This window comes from Brevibacterium sp., from assembly GCF_031179145.1.
GTDB lineage: Bacteria > Actinomycetota > Actinomycetes > Actinomycetales > Brevibacteriaceae > Brevibacterium.
In genome coordinates this window covers 54,113-71,096 of record NZ_JAPSIB010000001.1, presented here as the reverse complement: position 1 = coordinate 71,096, position 16,984 = coordinate 54,113, and the positions used below count along the sequence as shown (strand labels likewise).

General features: G+C 66.4%; 13 protein-coding genes. 5 read left to right on the top strand and 8 right to left on the bottom strand.

Features of this window, described 5'->3' with window-relative positions:
- Positions 1 to 115: 115 nt before the first annotated feature.
- Positions 116 to 664, bottom strand: a complete 549-nt coding sequence (locus RIT73_RS00305) for an XRE family transcriptional regulator (RefSeq protein ID WP_309130055.1) — start codon at positions 662 to 664, stop codon at positions 116 to 118.
- A gap of 61 nt (positions 665 to 725) precedes the next feature.
- Here RIT73_RS00305 and RIT73_RS00300 point away from each other — a divergent pair, with 61 nt between their 5' ends.
- On the top strand, positions 726 to 2,114 hold the full coding sequence (locus tag RIT73_RS00300) for an L-lactate permease (protein ID WP_309130054.1): 1,389 nt from the start codon (positions 726 to 728) through the stop codon (positions 2,112 to 2,114).
- A gap of 41 nt (positions 2,115 to 2,155) precedes the next feature.
- On the opposite strand, the gene RIT73_RS00295 is transcribed toward RIT73_RS00300, so the two are convergent.
- Positions 2,156 to 3,484: a M24 family metallopeptidase gene (locus RIT73_RS00295; protein WP_309130053.1), complete on the bottom strand. Its 1,329-nt coding sequence runs from the start codon at positions 3,482 to 3,484 to the stop codon at positions 2,156 to 2,158.
- Between the two features lie 174 nt (positions 3,485 to 3,658).
- Between RIT73_RS00295 and RIT73_RS00290 the strand changes: the two genes are divergently transcribed.
- Positions 3,659 to 4,144, top strand: coding sequence for an Lrp/AsnC family transcriptional regulator (locus RIT73_RS00290; RefSeq protein ID WP_309130052.1), 486 nt, complete (start codon positions 3,659 to 3,661; stop codon positions 4,142 to 4,144).
- Entirely contained in the window at positions 4,141 to 5,532 is a 1,392-nt protein-coding gene (locus RIT73_RS00285; RefSeq protein WP_309130051.1) for an aspartate aminotransferase family protein, read from the top strand. The genes RIT73_RS00290 and RIT73_RS00285 overlap by 4 nt, the downstream gene beginning before the upstream one ends.
- Before the next feature lie 320 nt (positions 5,533 to 5,852).
- Here the strand turns inward: RIT73_RS00285 and RIT73_RS00280 are convergent, their stop codons facing one another.
- Positions 5,853 to 7,226 (bottom strand): YibE/F family protein, encoded by a 1,374-nt coding sequence (locus RIT73_RS00280; RefSeq protein ID WP_309130050.1) that lies wholly within the window; start codon positions 7,224 to 7,226, stop codon positions 5,853 to 5,855.
- Positions 7,227 to 7,340: 114 nt separating this feature from the next.
- Positions 7,341 to 8,723, bottom strand: coding sequence for a glycine--tRNA ligase (locus tag RIT73_RS00275; protein WP_309130049.1), 1,383 nt, complete (start codon positions 8,721 to 8,723; stop codon positions 7,341 to 7,343).
- Between the two features lie 354 nt (positions 8,724 to 9,077).
- On the opposite strand from RIT73_RS00275, the gene RIT73_RS00270 reads away from it, so the two are divergent.
- Entirely contained in the window at positions 9,078 to 10,919 is a 1,842-nt protein-coding gene (locus RIT73_RS00270) for a DEAD/DEAH box helicase (protein ID WP_309130048.1), read from the top strand.
- Between the two features lie 315 nt (positions 10,920 to 11,234).
- Here RIT73_RS00270 and RIT73_RS00265 read toward each other — a convergent pair whose 3' ends face one another.
- From RIT73_RS00265 to RIT73_RS00250, 4 genes are all read right to left on the bottom strand, one after another.
- A complete protein-coding gene (locus RIT73_RS00265) occupies positions 11,235 to 12,011 on the bottom strand; it encodes an isoprenyl transferase (RefSeq protein WP_309130047.1) in 777 nt (258 codons plus the stop codon).
- A complete protein-coding gene (gene recO / locus RIT73_RS00260; protein WP_309130046.1) occupies positions 12,008 to 12,736 on the bottom strand; it encodes a DNA repair protein RecO in 729 nt (242 codons plus the stop codon). Before recO ends, RIT73_RS00265 begins: the two co-directional genes overlap by 4 nt.
- Positions 12,737 to 12,882: 146 nt before the next feature.
- Positions 12,883 to 14,637, bottom strand: coding sequence for a 2-isopropylmalate synthase (leuA, locus tag RIT73_RS00255; RefSeq protein ID WP_309130045.1), 1,755 nt, complete (start codon positions 14,635 to 14,637; stop codon positions 12,883 to 12,885).
- A 265-nt stretch (positions 14,638 to 14,902) separates the two neighbouring features.
- A complete protein-coding gene (locus tag RIT73_RS00250; protein ID WP_309130044.1) occupies positions 14,903 to 16,069 on the bottom strand; it encodes a DUF6636 domain-containing protein in 1,167 nt (388 codons plus the stop codon).
- A gap of 187 nt (positions 16,070 to 16,256) precedes the next feature.
- Here RIT73_RS00250 and RIT73_RS00245 point away from each other — a divergent pair, with 187 nt between their 5' ends.
- Positions 16,257 to 16,982 carry a L,D-transpeptidase family protein gene (locus tag RIT73_RS00245; RefSeq protein ID WP_309130043.1) on the top strand — a complete coding sequence of 242 codons (726 nt, stop codon included), beginning with the start codon at positions 16,257 to 16,259 and terminating at the stop codon, positions 16,980 to 16,982.
- The last annotated feature ends 2 nt before the right edge of the window (positions 16,983 to 16,984 follow it).

Genomic DNA, 16,984 nt, shown 5'->3' with positions numbered 1-16,984 from the left:
ATGAGGTACTACTTCACGTCAGAGGAGTCCTTCGTTCGACAGTGTTCCGGATTCATGGTGCCCGGCGGAGGACGGATCGTCAAGACCCCGGCCCGCCCCCGCCGTGCACGGGCGCTCAGACGATGATGAGCATCAGCTCGGCGGGACGGTCGCCCGGGTTCGACAGCTGATGCGGGACGTCGCCGGGCGCCTGAGCGCAGTCCCCTGCGCGCAGGGTCGTGGTCCGGTCGATGGTGACGATCTCCACCACTCCGGCGAGGACGAAGAACGTCTCCCGGGCACCGCTGCGGTGGGCGCTGAATGAGGCGGTTTCACAGTGGGGGTCGAGTCTGTAGTGGACGACCTCCATGTTCTCGATCGGAGCCGGAAGATCGCGGCGCCAGGTGCCCGCGCCATAGGTGCTGTGTCCGACGATGGAGGCACTCGGCGTGACGACCACCTCCGGAGTGGCCAGGAGCTCGCCGACATCGACGCCGAGCGCGCGGGACAGCGCCATCGCATTCGACACCGAGGTGTCCTGTTCGCCGCGCTCGATCTTCGACAGAGCGGCCCGGGAGATACCGGCGCGCACGGCAAGCTCGTTGAGCGTGAGTCCGTTGAACTTCCGGCGGGCCCTGATGCGTGCGCCGAAGACTCTGGCCCCGAGTTCTTCTGGGTTCGACATGCTTCCACTATAGTTGATTCTCGAATAATGGACTCGCTTCTGACAAAGGACGCATAGTCGTATGGCTGCCCTCGCGCTGGCTCCGCTTCTCCTCGCCCTCGCACTCCTCCTCCTCCTGCGCCAGAGCGCATGGGTGGCGGCCACCGCCGGTGTCATCGCGGCGGGCCTCGTCGCACTGCTCGCCTTCCCGACAGCCTGGTCGACGCTGCGCTCCTCTGCCCTCGACTACTTCCCCCTGATCCTCGAGGTCGCTCTCATCCTGCTCTTCGGCATGATCTTGGCCCGGCTCCTCGAGGCCAGCGGCGCGATGCAGGCGATCTCCGCCCGAGTCGAGACCCTGGCGCCCAGTCGCCCGCTCGGAGTCGCGCTCGTCGTGTTCGGGATCGTGCCGTTCGCCGAATCGGTCACCGGCTTCGGCATCGGCGTCACGATCGGAGTGCCGATCCTCGTCCACCTCGGGTGCACGCTCCGGCAATCGGCCCTGCTCGGACTGCTCGGACTCAACGCCGTCCCCTGGGGTGCCCTCGGCCCCGGCACCACGGTCGCAGCGGCGCTGGCCGGCCTCGACGTCGACGCCCTCGGCCTGACCACGGCGTGGATCAACCTGATCCCCGTGCTCGTCGTCACCGCCACCGTGCTCCTCCTCACCCGCCCTCGCCTCGGCGGTCTGCTCGGAACCGTCGCCGCGGCGGGACTGCTGTGGGGCGGGATCCTCGGGGCGAACGCGGTGGTCGGCATGGCTCCGGCAGGGATCATCGGCTCACTCATCGTCATCGCTGTGATGGGGCTGGTCTTCGCGGTGCGCACCCGATCCGGCGGCCTCGACGCTTCGCTGCGCGGCGCGCTCCTTCCCTATGCCGTCCTCACTCTCGGCCTGCTGGCTGCCCGAGCGGTCGCGGATGCGCTGCCCTCCACCCTCACCCACCTCACGGCCTCACCGCCGGTGTGGCTCGCGGTCGCGTGCGCTGTCGCCGCCCTGCGGGTCGACGGCTCTCACGCGATCGCGCTCGCCGCCACCCGTTCCTGGGTGCCGATCGGCACGGCGACCGCCGCGTTCATGCTCTTGGGCTGGATCATGACGACCACCGACATGAGCACCTCCATCGGCGCCCTGCTGCCCACCGGCCTGATCCTCCTAACTCCGTGGCTGACCACCGCCGGCTCGATCCTCACCGGATCCAACACGGGAGCCAATTCGATGTTCACCGGAACCCTCGACGCCGCCGCGGCGGCGGCAGGGGTGTCGACGATGGGCATCGTCGCCGCAGGAAATGCGGCCGGCTCGCTCGCGGCCCTCGCCGCTCCCCCACGGGTGGTGATGGCTGTGCAGTTGGCGGATGCGGACAACCCCGCCTCGAGACGCGACATCGCTTGGGTGCAGTCACGTGCACTCATCATCAGCGCGGTCAGCACCCTGGCCATCGGCCTCTGGATCCAGGTCACGCTCTGAGTCAGTCACCCCCTGCGATCGGACGCAGCGGGTACAGCGATTCAGAGGCGGATCACCTCGCGCGGGAAGGAGGTGAAGGCTTCGCAGCCGGTGTCGGTGATGAGGATCGACTCCGAGAGCTCGTAGCCGTAGCCGTTCATCCACATGCCGCAGATGAGGTGGAAGGTCATTCCCGCCTCGAGGACCTGCTCGTCCTCGGTGCGGATGGAGATCGTCCGCTCTCCCCAGTCGGGCGGATAGCCGATGCCGATCGAGTAGCCCAGCCGGCTCGGCTTCTCCAGTCCTGCCAGCGCCAGCACCCGGTTCCACGTCCGGGCCAGCTCCGCCGTCGCCACCTCGGGAGCGGCGACGTCGAGAACCGCCGCCAGCGCCTCGGCGACGACGGCCTCGAGGCGCACCAGCTCCTGCCGCGGCTGCCCGACGACCGCCGTCCGCGCCAGTGGCACGTGATAGCGCCGGCACACGCCCGCGAGTTCGATGCTCACCGCCTCGTCGGCCCGGAACCTGCGATCCGTCCAGGTCAGGTGCGGGGTGTCGGCGCTCTCCCCGGTGGGCAGCATCGGCACGATCGCCGGATAGTCGCCCCAGGAGTCGCCGCTCCCGCGGGCCTGGGCCGCGGCGATCGCGGCGGCCACCTCGTTCTGACCGACCCCGACCCCCAGCGTGCCGAGCGCGGCGTCCATCGCTGCCGTCGTCACCTCGGCGGCCCGGCGCATCAGCGAGATCTCGGTCGGGGACTTGATCGCGCGGATCCAGTTGACGAGTTCGAAGGAATCGACGAGGCGCCACTCGGGCACCCCGTTGACCAGCGCCCGAAATGCGCGCGGGGAGAAGAAATGGGAATCCATCTCCACGCCCACCGGGGACGCCGAGGCGCGGGCGACCTCCCAGCGCTGACGCAGCGCGAACGCCACCCAGTCGAACGGGTGGATGTGCGGGCGCTGGACGTAGCGTTCGGGGTAGCCGACGATGTCCTCGGGCGGGAGCCAGGAGGTGTGGGACGCCCCGCGCGCGTCCATGTCGCGCATGAACAGCGTGAGCGGGCCCGCCGACGGGACGAAGAGCAGCTGCGGGGTGTAGAACGACCAGGCGTTGTATCCGGTCAGGTAGAAGAGGTTGGCGGGGTCGGTGACGATGAGCGCCGACAGGCCCTGATCGCGCATGCGCCCGCGCACCGCCGCGATCCGCCCCAGATACTCCTCGGGCGAGAACGTCAGCGACCTCGCACCGATCGTGTCCACCTCGCCGGGCCGGGGTTCGGGCCGCGAACGCACGTCGCTGCCGGCCCGGCCCTGTTCCGCTCCGGGCCGCATTCCCTGCACCTCGGGACGCGCCTCGGCGGAGGTGGAGAACAGCTCACCTTCATTCATGGCTCCAGTCTGGTGACCGAAATCACAGAGTGTCAATGGGCTCCGGAAGCATCCCGAGAGATGACGGATCCGGAACCAAGATTTTTCACATTCGACTGATTCCGCACTCAAAAGTACGCATTCCGACGAAATCGATGATAGATTGGCGTGAGACTCAAATCACGGAGGTGAAGAATGGCCCAACCGCTGCCAAGCGGCGGCGAGCACCGCCTGGGCAACCTCGATGAGAAGTCCAAGGCGATCATCGTCGAACTGCAACACGACGGACGCAAGTCCTACTCCGCCATCGGCAAGACTGTCGGGCTGTCGGAGGCCGCCGTGCGTCAGCGGGTCTCCAGGCTCATCGAATCGGGCGTGATGGAAATCGTCGCGGTCACCGATCCGCTGAGCCTGGGGTTCGCCCGTCAGGCCATGGTGGGACTGAAGGTTCGCGGCGACATCTCCAAGGTGGCTGACCGACTCCACGGCTATGACGAGATCGACTATCTCGTCGTCACCGCGGGCTCGTTCGACATCCTGGTCGAGATCGTCTGCGAATCCGATCGACACCTGATCGAGTTCGTCAACGAGGAACTCCGATCGATCGACGCGGTCGTCGATACGGAACTCTTCATGTACCTCTCACTGGAAAAGCAAAAATACAATTGGGGGACCAGATGACAGAGAATGTCACCAGAGCCGGCACGCCTTATCAGGATGCCATTCGCAACAACGTGTGGATGCACATGAGCCCGCACCAGGCCCTGTTCCAGGGCGGCGAGGCGCCGATCATCACTCGCGGCGAAGGCCACTACATCTTCGACGACAAGGGCAAGCGCTACCTCGACGGTCTCGCCGGACTCTTCACCGTCCAGGTCGGGCACGGTCGTGAGGAGATCGCCAAGGCGATGTACGACCAGACCCTGAAGCTGCCCTTCATGCCTCTGTGGTCGTTCGCCCACCCGCAGGCCATCGAGGTCTCCGAGCGACTGGCCAGCTACGCACCGAAGGACCTCAACCGCGTCTTCCTCACCTCCGGCGGCGGCGACTCGGTCGAGTCGGCGATGAAGCTCGCCAAGAACTACTTCAAGGTCACCGGCAAGCCCGGCAAGCACAAGATCATCTCCCGTGCCACCGCCTATCACGGCACCCCGCACGGCGCCCTGTCCGTGACCTCGCTGCCCGGCCTCCGCGAGCAGTTCGCTCCCTTGGTCCCCGGTGCCCACAAGGTGCCCAACACCAACTTCTACCGTGCGCCCGAGGCCTACGCCCACGATGAGAAGGTCTTCGGCCGCTGGGCCGCCGACCGCATCGCCGAAGTGATCGAGTTCGAGGGCGCCGACTCGGTCGCCGCTGTGTTCCTCGAGCCTGTGCAGAACTCCGGCGGCTGCTTCCCGCCGCCTCCCGGATACTTCGAGCGTGTGCGCGAGATCTGCGACGAGTACGACGTGCTCATGGTCTCGGACGAGACGATCTGCGCCTACGGTCGTATCGGCGACATGTTCGCCTGCAACGACTTCGGCTACGTCCCCGACATCATCACCAGCGCCAAGGGCATCACCTCCGGTTATGCTCCGCTCGGTGCGATGATCGCCCACGATCGCCTGTTCGAGCCCTTCGGCCCCGGCGGCGACGAGACCTACTACCACGGCTACACCTTCGGTGGACACCCCGTCGCCTGTGCCGCGGCCATGGCGAACTTCGACGTCTTCGAGAAGGAGAAGCTCAACGACCACGTGCACGAGAACGCCGCCGCGTTCAAGTTCACGCTCGAGAAGCTCAAGGACCTCCCGATCGTCGGCGACGTCCGCGGTGAGGGATTCTTCTACGGCATCGAGCTGGTCAAGGATCGCGACACCAAGGAGTCCTTCACCGAGGAGGAGTCGGAGCGCATCCTCAAGAACTTCGTGTCCGCGAAGATGTACGAGAACGGTCTGTACTGCCGTGCGGACGATCGGGGAGACCCAGTCATCCAGCTCTCGCCCCCGCTGACCGTCGGCCAGGAGGACTTCGACTTCATGGAGCAGACCATCCGCGGAGTCCTCGAAGAGGCCTGGACCAAGCTCTGACCCCGTTCGGGAACTGAGCTTCGACTCCGTTCGGAATTGGCTGCGAATGGCGCCAGCTTTGAATGGCGCCAGTTGCGGCTGCGGCCATGGCGTCGGCTCCGACCGACAACAGCCACGAAGGCGGCTGCATCACTGAGGTGGTGCAGCCGCCTTCGGCGTGTGCACCACCTGAACGACAGTCGGAAGTCGTTTCTGCAATGAGAAGTTCCAGCCGCGCCCCATCCGACAGGAAGGGATGAAATCAGCAGGAACAAGTCCTTGCCGAAATAAGTTCTCGCGCCCGAGCGCGAACCTCCGAGCAGAAACCATGGCTCATTCCGTCAGCGTCCGCTGTTCTCCTCGCGGTGACGGCGCTCCCTGCGGGTCAACGGCTGTCCCGCAGGCTGCCCCGGTGCGTCGGGACGCTGACTCCTGGGCTGCCCCGGTGCGGTCTCGGTCGCGGTGAGGCCCGCCGCTGCGGCGACGGCCAAGTGCTCGGCCTCATCCGGGTCGGCAGTCTGCGGTGTGTCTCGCGGCGGCCGCACTCCCGAGCGGACCACGAGCACGCCCAGCCCGGTCGTCAGCGGGATGGCGATGACCAGCCCGATCGAACAGACGAGGATGCTGACGACCTCGATCGACATCTCCCCCAGCGTCAGCGTCTCGAAGAACGACTGGTCGTAGGCCGAGACGATGATCAGCGTCATCAGCGCCGACCCGACGTAGGCGAAGGTGATCGTGTACACCGTCGAGGCGATGTGGTCGCTTCCGATGCGCATCGCGCGGGCGAACAGCTGGCTGGCCCGCAGATCGGGCGCGACCGTCGCCAGCTCCCACACCGCCGAGGCCTGAGTGATGGTGACGTCGTTGAGCACGCCGAGGCCGGTGATGAGGATCGCGCAGACAATGAGGTCGGCCATTGCCAGGTCCGTGGTGTCGGCCAGCAGGAACCCGTCCTCGGTGTAGGCGATCCCAAGGTTCGCCCAGGACGTCATCCACGCTCCCAGCACTCCCGTGAGGACGATCCCGAGCACGGTGCCGAACAGTGCGGTCGTCGTCCGCGTCGAGATCCCGTGGGCCAGATAGAGCGCGATCATCATGATCGCACTCGCCGAGACCATGGCGACGAGGACCGGGGGCTTCGAGTCGAGGATCGCCGGGAGCATGAAGACGAGCAGCACGACCCCAGCGAAACCGAGGCCGACCAGCGCCCGGAGTCCGCGGAAGCCGGCGACGGCGAGCACCACGACCGCGTAGAGGATCGCCAGCACCAGCAGCGGGACTTCGCGATCGTAGTCGATGAAGACGTAGTCGGTGCCCGTCTCCGCCCGGTCCGGCGATTTGGTGAAGTCGAGGACCTTGACGGAGTCGCCGACGCCGACTCCGGCTTCGATCGCATCGGGAGTCACGTAGAGGCTGCCCGTGACGCCGTTGGCCTCGGCCTTGAACGTCGTGCACTCGGCGAGCAGCATCGGGTCGTCCCCCGCCTCGGCGCACTTCGAGGCGTCGACGGCCGTCACCGTCGCAACGGTGTCCGAGACGCCCTCCGCCGAGTTCGTCGTCGGACCGCCTCCGGGCAGATCCTTGTCCGGACCGCCCGGCCACAGGAGGAAGAGCCCGACGAGCGTGAGCCCGAACAGCGGCACGAGGCAGACGGTCATGATCAGTCGCACCCGGGCCGAGGCCCTGGGCGCCTGGTGCAATGTCATATGCATGTCGGCTCCATTGTCGAGTGCGAAAAGGCGATCACTCCCGCCGAGGCGGTTCCGCGCGGAACCGGTGCGGCGGAGAGGCAGGCCCTCGCCGAGGCGATTCCGCGCGGGTTCGGATCAGGCTCCGCTGAGCGCCGCGGCGAGGTAGTCCTCGACGCGGTCGAGGCTCACCCTCTCCTGGCTCATGTCGTCGCGCTTGCGGATCGTCACGGCCTGGTCATCGAGCGAGTCGAAGTCGAAGGTGATGCACAGGGGCGTGCCGATCTCATCCTGGCGGCGGTAGCGGCGGCCGATCGCTCCGGCGTCGTCGAAGTCGATGTTCCAGCGTTTGCGCAGTCGAGCCGCGAGCTCACGCGCCTGCGGGGAGAGCTTCTCGTTGCGGCTCAGCGGCAGGACGGCGGCCTTGACGGGGGCCAGACGCGGGTCGAGCTTGAGGACGATGCGCTTGTCGGTTCCGCCCTTGGTGTTCGGGGCCTCGTCCTCGGTGTAGGCATCGACGAGGAACGCCATCATCGACCGGGTGAGTCCGAAGGACGGTTCGATCACATAGGGGGTGTAGCGTTCGCCGCTGGCCTGATCGAAGTACTGCAGCTTCGCGCCGGAGGACTCGGTGTGGGTGCCGAGGTCGTAGTCGGTCCGGTTCGCGACGCCCATCAGCTCGCCCCATTCCGAACCCTGGAATCCGAAGCGGTATTCGACGTCGATCGTGCCGGAGGAGTAGTGAGCCCGGTCCTCTTCCGGAACGTCGAGGCGACGGACGTTGTCCTCGGAGATGCCGAGGTCGATGAACCAGTTCCAGCAGTCCTCGACCCATTCCCGGTAGAACCTGTCCGCCTCGTCGGGATGGACGAAGTACTCGATCTCCATCTGCTCGAACTCGCGGGTGCGGAAGATGAAGTTGCCCGGGGTGATCTCGTTGCGGAAGGCCTTGCCGATCTGCCCGATGCCGAACGGCGGCTTCTTGCGCGCCGCGGTGACGACGTTGTTGAAGTTGACGAAGATGCCCTGCGCGGTCTCGGGGCGCAGGTAGTGCAGGCCCGCCTCGGAGTCGACGGGGCCGAGGAAGGTCTTGACGAGTCCGGAGAACTGCTGCGGCTCGGTCCACTGACCGCGGGTGCCGCAGTCGGGGCAGACGACGTCGGCCATCCCGTTCTCGGGCGCCTTCTTGTTCTTCGCCTCGTACGCTTCGATGAGGTGGTCCTCGCGATGGCGCTTGTGGCAGCTGAGGCATTCGACGAGCGGGTCGACGAATGTCTCGACGTGACCCGACGCCTCCCACACACGCTTGGGGAGGATGATCGAGGAGTCGAGTCCGACGACGTCCTCGCGTCCGCGCACGAAGGTCTGCCACCACTCGGTCTTGATGTTGTCCTTGAGCTCCACTCCCAACGGTCCGTAATCCCAGGCCGACCGGGAACCGCCGTAGATCTCTCCGGCTTGGAAGACGAATCCCCTGCGCTTGGCGAGGGCGATGACGGCGTCGAGTTTGGACTGTGCCACTTGTGCTGCTCCTTGGGGTAGATCGCCGACGGCCGGCTGCCGTGGCGCGCGTAGCCAAGCCTAGCGTCTGCGCCGCTCCCCTGCCGTCAGTGCGGCAGGCGACGGAACTCACATCCCGGATCCACCCTGCAGCCACCTCGGCGCGGGTCGGCCATGTAGACTTAGGGGTACACCCAAACCTTTCTCCGTCACGACTGTCCCTGGTTCACACCGGATGGTCACGTCCAAGCCGCGCTTGGACGTTGTACGGTTTCGGCCCGGATTGCTCACGATGATTGCACAAGCGGCCGCAGGGTAGATCGCCACTACAGTCATCTGCGATCAAGTGTGTGTCAACGTGAGAGAGAAAAACTCATGACCGAAACAGCACAGTCCGTCACCGCCGAAATCCCGGCATTCTCCGAGCTCGGCCTCCACGCCTCCGTCCTCGCGGCCGTCGAATCCCTCGGCTACGAGACCCCCTCCCCGATTCAGGCGGAGACCATTCCCGCCCTCGTCGAGGGACGCGACGTCATCGGCCTGGCCCAGACCGGCACCGGCAAGACCGCAGCGTTCGCGCTGCCGGTCCTGTCTCACCTCGCCGAGTCGGGTCGTGCTCTCGATGGCCCGTTCGCCCTCGTGCTCACCCCCACCCGTGAGCTCGCGCTCCAGGTCGCCGAGGCGTTCACCGCGTATGCGACGAACCTCGACGACTTCTCCGTCCTGCCGATCTACGGCGGTCAGTCCTACGGCCCGCAGCTGGCCGGCCTCAAGCGCGGTGCGCAGGTCGTCGTCGGCACCCCCGGTCGCATCATCGACCACCTGAAGAAGGGCTCGCTCAAGCTCTCAAGCCTCGAGCACCTCGTGCTCGACGAAGCCGACGAGATGCTCAAGATGGGCTTCGCCGAGGACATCGAAGAGATCTTCAAGCAGACCGGCGATTCGCGTCAGGTGGCTCTGTTCTCCGCCACCATGCCGTCCTCGATCCACCGGATCACGGGCAAGTACCTCAACAACCCGAAGGAAGTCCGGGTCGCTTCGAAGTCGCAGACGGGTTCGAACATCCGCCAGCGCTTCTTCATGGTCCAGCACTCCCACAAGCTCGATGCGCTCACCCGCATCCTCGAGGTCGAGCAGTACGACGGCATCATCATGTTCGTCCGCACCAAACAGGCCACCGAGGAGCTCGCGGAGAAGCTGCGCGCCCGCGGCTTCAAGGCCTCGGCCATCAACGGCGACATTCCGCAGCAGGCCCGTGAGCGCACGGTCGAGATGCTGCGTGAGGGCAAGATCGACATCCTCGTCGCCACCGACGTCGCAGCGCGTGGCCTTGACGTCGAGCGCATCTCACTTGTCGTCAACTTCGACATCCCGCACGACACCGAGTCCTACGTCCACCGCATCGGCCGCACCGGTCGTGCCGGACGCTCCGGTGAGGCGATCCTCTTCATCACCCCGCGTGAGCAGCGTCTGCTCGGCTCGATCGAGCGTGCGACCAAGCAGAAGGTCGAACAGCTCGTCATGCCCAGCGTCGAGGAGCTGACGAACACCCGGGTCGAGAAGTTCACCAAGCGCATCGACGACGTTCTGGCCAGCACCGAGCTGACCGAGCTCGCCACGATCATCGAGCAGTACGAGCTGAGCCGCAACGTTCCCGCCACCGACATCGCCGCCGCCCTGGCCTCGATTGTCCTCGACGGCAACTCGCTGCAGGCCGAGCCGATGCCGGTGCCCGGCAAAGGTCGTGAGCGCGATGGCGGTCGCGATTCCGGTCCGGCCGGTCGTGACGGTGCTCGCCGTGAACGCACTCCGCGCAGCCGCGAGGGCATGGTCACCTACCGTCTGGCCGTGGGGCGCAACGAGCGCATCCAGCCGGGTTCGATCGTCGGCGCCATCGCCAACGAAGGTGGGATCACCTCGAAGCAGATCGGTCACATCGACATCCGCTCGAACCACACCCTCGTCGATCTGCCGCAGGATCTCGATCCCTCCGTGCTCAGGAAGCTGCAGTACACCGAGATCCAGGGTCGTCCCATCGACATCCGTCCGGACAACGGACGCCCGGGTTCGAGCTCAGGTCGCACCTTCACCAAGAAGCGCAACTTCGACAAGCAGCCCGGCGCCGGGAAGAGCTTCCGCGGCGACCGTCGCTCCGGTGGCAACAAGAGGTTCAGCGAGGACCGCTTCGGCAGTGACCGCCCCCGCGACCGCTACTGAGACGCCGACGGCGCGACTCATTGACGGCTGATCCGTGCTGAGTCCCTGACACGCAAGAACGGGCCCGCATCCCACGTGGATGCGGGCCCGTTTCTGTGCCCGGCCAGCCCTACCACTGCCCCACTTGGCCACGGTGGCCCCATTTGGCCATGGCCCCACTTGGCCATTGCGCCATTGCGCCATTTCGCCACGGTGGCCCCACATATATGTGGGTCCCACGCTGTCAAGTGGGGAAACGGACGGGAGCAACTGGGGCTCATGCGGCGAAGTGGGGCGGTGAGCGTCAGCGCTCGGCGCCCGACCCGAACTGATCGCTCAGGCGCTGGGCTTGTCGACAGCTCCGCCGAAGCGGCGGTCCCGGCGAGCGTATTCCTCGATCGCGGCCCACAGGGTCCGCCGGTCGACGTCCGGCCACAGCACGTCCTGGAAGACCATCTCCGCGTAGGCGGTCTGCCACAGCAGGAAGTTCGAGATCCGCTGCTCCCCCGACGAGCGCAGGAACAGGTCCACATCGGGCACCTCCGGGGCGTAGAGCCGCGACCGCAGCGTCTTCTCTGTGATCTTGCCCGGGCGACGCTTCCCGGCGGCCACCTCGGCGGTGATCTCATTGACGGCGTCGATGATCTCGGAGCGTCCCCCGTAGTTGACGCAGAACTGGAGCATGAGACCGGTGTTGTGCTTCGTCATCTCGGCCGCGGTCTCCAGCTCGTCAATGACCGAGCGCCACAATCTGCCGCGCCGGCCCGACCACACGATCCGCACCCCCAGGGCATGGAGCTCGTCCCGGCGGCGACGGATGACGTCGCGATTGAAGCCCATGAGGAACCGGACCTCTTCGGGAGAGCGCTTCCAGTTCTCGGTGGAGAAGGCGTAGGCCGAGAGGTACTCCACGCCGGCCTCGATGGCTCCGTGGATGACGTCGAGGAGGGACGCCTCCCCTGCTTTGTGCCCCTCGGTGCGGGGCAGTCCGCGCTGATTGGCCCACCGGCCGTTGCCGTCCATGACGACGGCGACGTGGCGCGGGACGAACTTCCGGTCGATCTGCGGCGGACGAGCCCCACTGGGGTGGGGCGGTGGTGCAGGATAGCTCATGTGCGCTCCAGGACTCTCAGGGATCGGATATTGCGCTCCAGATGCCACGACACCCAGTCCGACGCCATTTTCGACCCGTCCATCTGGTCATGGAGATCCGAGGCCTCCGCCCGCTCCCAGTCCCCGGAGAGCAGCGCCGCCAGATGGTCGAGCGCATCCGTGTCGGGCAGGGCGGCGCCGGACGGACGACAGTTGGTGCACACGGCTCCGCCGAGGGAAGCCGAGAAGGCACGGTGGGGGCCCGGTCGTCCGCATTGCGCGCAGTCGAGCAGGCTCGGCGCCCACCCGGCCACCGACATCGCCCGCAGCAGATAGGCGTCGAGGGCCAGCCTCGGTGGGTGCTCACCCTTGCACAGGGACCGGATCGCGGACACGAGAAGCAGGAACTGCGTGCGGGACTGGGGTTCTGCCTCGGTGATCCGGGAGGCGGTCTCAGCCATCACCGTGGCGGCGGAGTACGCGTCGTAGTCGGCGCCGATTCCGCGGGCGAAGGGTTCGATGAGCTCGACCTGGGTGACGATGTCGAGGCTGCGACCGACATGACACTGAATGTCGACGAACATGAACGGTTCGAGCCGGGATCCGAAGCGCGACTTGGTGCGCCGCACGCCCTTCGCCACTGCTCGGATCAGCCCATGGCTGCGGGTGAGAACAGTGACGATGCGGTCGGCTTCGCCGAGCTTGTGCCCGCCGAGGACGATGCCTTCATCACGATAACTGTGCACCCGTCCATTATCGCAGAGCGCGGCGGGGACGGCTCCCCGCCGCGCTCACATCGCGGTCGTGAGATCGGCCTCGGCGCACCTCTCACTCAGATCGGAAGGGAGGCGCCGAGGCGGTTCCCGGTACCCGATGCACCGCCCGAACGACGTCAGCGGTCGCGCACTGCGCGGTTGACGGCGGAGACGACTGCCTTGAGCGAGGCCTTCGTGATGTTCGAGTGCAGTCCCGCGCCCCAGACCACGCGGTCCTCGTAGGCCAGCTCGACGTAAGCCGCCGCCATCGTGTCAGCGCCGGAGCCGATGGCGTGCTCGGTGTAGTCCTGCAGCCTCACGTCGAGGTCGAAGTTGTTGTTGAGGACGCCGACGAGAGCGTCGATGGGACCTTTGCCGATCCCTTCATAGGTCCGTTCCTGGCCGTCGACGATGAGGTCGACCTCGACGCGTTCGGACTCGCCGCTGTCATCGACGGCACCCGATTCGGTCCGCAGGCCCACGATCTGGAACCGGCCCCAGACGTGGTCGGGATCGTCGCTGGGCAGGTATTCGTGGTTGAAGATCCGACGGATTTCCTCGGCCGAGACCTCTCCCCCCGCCTCGGTGTGCTGCTGCACGGCGCGGGAGAACTCCACCTGCATCCGCCGCGGCAGGTCCAGACCGTACTCGCTCTTGAGCAGGTAGGTCACACCGCCCTTGCCGGACTGCGAGTTCACGCGGATGATCGCCTCGTACGAGCGCCCGAGGTCCTTCGGGTCGACGGGCAGGTACGGCATGTCCCATTCCATCAGATCGACCGGAACGCCCTGCGCCTTGGCTTTCCGCTCCCGGTCGGCGAAGGCCTTGTTGATGGCGTCCTGGTGAGAGCCGGAGAAGGAGGTGAAGACCAGGTCCCCGCCGTAGGGGTGGCGTTCGTGAACGCCGATCTGGTTGCATTCGGTGACGGTGCGGATGACCTCGTCGATGTCGGAGAAGTCGAGTTCCGGGTCGATTCCCTGGGTGTAGAGGTTGAGGGCGATGGTCACCAGGTCGAGGTTGCCGGTCCGCTCGCCGTTGCCGAACAGGCAGCCTTCGATGCGATCGGCGCCGGCCATGATCCCGAGCTCTGCCGCGGCCACACCGGTTCCCCGGTCATTGTGAGGGTGCAGGGACACTGCCACATCGTCGCGGTAGGGCATGTTCCGGCAGAACCATTCGATCTGGTCGGCGTAGGTGTTCGGGGTGCCGCGCTCCACCGTGGCGGGCAGGTTGACCACGGTCTCGCGTCCGGCCGCCGGCTGCCAGGTGTCGAGCACGCTGCCGACGATGTCGAGCGCGAACTCCGGCTCGGTGTCGACGAAGATCTCCGGCGAGTACTGGTAGCCGAAGTCAGAGTCGGACAGCAGCGTCTCCGCGTGCTTCATGACCGCCTGGGTTCCGCGCAGAGCGATGTCGCGGGTCTGGTCGTAGCCGTCGCCGTCGAATCCGAACACGACCTTGCGGAAGACCGGCGCGGTGGCGTTGTAGAGGTGGACTGTGGGCATCTTGGCGCCGACGAGCGATTCGACGGTGCGTTCGATGAGGTCCTCGCGGGCCTGGGTGAGGACGGAGATCCGCACGTCGTCGGGGATCGCGTCCTGTTCGATGATCTCGCGGACGAAGTCGAAGTCCACCTGGCTGGCGGCGGGGAACCCGACTTCAATCTCCTTGAAGCCGAGCTTGATGAGCAGGTCGAACATCCTGCGCTTGCGGTCGGGGGTCATCGGATCGATGAGCGCCTGGTTGCCGTCGCGCAGATCCGTGCTCAGCCAGCGCGGGGCCTTGCGGATGACCTGGTCGGGCCACGTGCGGTCGCGCATATCGAGCGAGATCCGGTCCTGGAAGGACTTGTACTTGGCGAAAGGCATGGGAGTGGGCTGCTGCAGATTCATTGTTCCTCAATCATGGGTCTTGTGCTTTCACCAGCATAAGAAACTCCGCGGCGGGTGTGCTGTGAGTTCAGAACCCGTCGCGGCAAGGAAGGAGGAGCAGAGTGTGAGCCACGGAACGAACTTAGCTCCACCCCGACCCGACCCCAGAATCTGTCCAAATCCTAAGACGCCGAGGTGGCTCCCGGTTCAGTGACAGAGCCGCCGAGGTGGCTCCCGGTTCAGTGACAGAGCCGCCGAGGTGGCTCCCCGCTTTCCGCCCGGTCGCTCACTTGTTCATGAAGTCGACGCCGGCGCGGCGCATCGTGAATCCGACGCCGGTGGAATCGGATTCGCAGACCATGCCTTCTCGAGTCGAGGTGCAGGTCATGCCCTCGGCCGAGATCTTCTCCCCGTAGCCGAGCACCCGGGTCGGACCGTTCGGAGTCGGCGCCTCACGGCAGGAGAACCCTGCGCTGTCGCTGTTGGCCACGACGACGGAACCCCAGTTGTCGAGCTTGCAGTCGGCAGGCTTCTCCGGCGGCTGATATTCGTACGAGTTGATGACGCAGCGCACTCGCTCGGGATCGATCGTGCAGGAGATGTTGCCCGATGGCGAGGAGAAGGACTGGCTGGCCTGCGGAGGCTTCGAGGTCTTCGGATCCTGTGTGTCCGGTGCAGGGTTCGAGGGTGCGGCGCCTGTGGTCGGGCCGGCGACGGTCTCTCGTCCCTGCATCGAGTCCCACGCGATGTATCCGACGATGCCGAGGGCCGCCACCAGTGCGATCGTGGCGAGAACCCACAGCCACGCGGGAACCTTCTTCGTCTCGGGCTCGCGGCGGTGAGGTCCTCCCGACCCGCCGGCGGGCGGGTAGCCGCCCGGTCCCCCGGGTCCTGCCGGTCCCCCGGGTCCTGTCGATCCGCCGGGTCCGCCCGGTCCCCCTGGTGCTGCTGCCGCATACCCGTTGGAGTAGCCGTGCGCGGGCAGCGGGTAGGCCCCGACCGGTGAGTGCTGGGGGTTCGGGTGCTGCGGAGTCGGCTGTGGCCGATTCCCCGCGTCCGCTCCGTACGGCAAAGATGCTCCGTGACTGTTCGATTGGGCGGGGCTCTGCGGGTTCCACTGCTTGGGCGCCGAGGCGGCGACCGCGGCGGCGATGTCGTCGGAACTCACCTTCGGGCCTTCCGAGGTCGGATCGGCTGGGTCCGGGCCTTCGGCGCGAGCGAGCTCTCTGAGTTCGTCGAGGCTGAGCACCTCGGTGGCCTCTGCACCATCGGAGGAGACCATGGACCGCAGGCGCTCCAGCTCCTCGGGGGTCAGTGCCTGTGTGGAACCATCCGCGGCGGCCGATCCGTCCTGGCCGATGAACAGCTGGGTCGTGATCGAATCCGGAGACTCCTCAGCCGGTTTCCGACGCCCTGGGCGCGGAGGATGGTTGGGCACGGGTGGAATGCTCATGTACTCCATTTTCTCACAGTCGCTGCCACGGTCTTCTCAAGGTTCATGAGAAGATGACCTCATGTTCAGTCGTGGAACCTGGTCCGGAGTCGGCCTGGTTGCCGTCCTGGTGATTCTGTCGTCGAGCGCCTGCGGTGCTCCGACCAGAAGCGAGCCCGTCGATCCCGATGAAGGTGGGAACCTTGCCATGAGCATCGCCGCACCCGCGCAACAGGCGGGAATCGGGGACATCGCCGCCCCCGCGCAGAACGATCCCTCCGGCGCGCCACAGTCGCCTGCGCCGAACACCAGCCCGGCGGATTCGAATGGTTCGGCCCAACCGCATGCGGTTCCGGTTCCCGGGCTGGGGCCACAGACGGCTGCTCTGATTCCCGAAGAGACCTCTCAGGTTCTGGTGGCGAGCGCAGCGAATGAGAACTCGGTGACCGGTGAGCTCAGCGTCTACCGGTTCGAGGACAAGCAATGGAAGAAGCTGAAGACCTTCGACTTCCACAACGGCAGCAACGGGTGGCTCAAGGATCGCAGGGAAGGTGACGAGACCACCCCGATCGGAGTCTTCACCCTCAGCGACGCCGGCGGAGACCTCCCTGATCCCGGTGCGAAGCTGCCCTACAGCCACGACCCCGGGCTCTCCGCTTCGGCATCGGTCGCCTACGGGGAGCGCTACGACCGCGTCTTCGACTACGTCGTCGCCATCGACTACAACCGCGTGCCGGGGAAGCCGCCAACGGACAGGACCCGGCCAATGGGGTGGGACAAAGGCGGCGGAATCTGGCTGCACCTCGACCACGGTTCGGCGACCCACGGCTGTGTGACACTCAAGGAGAAGGACCTCAGATGGCTCCTTCGCAACCTCGACCCCGACGCCCATCCGCGCATCGCGATGGGTCCGGACGCCGAACTGAGGAAGTAGAT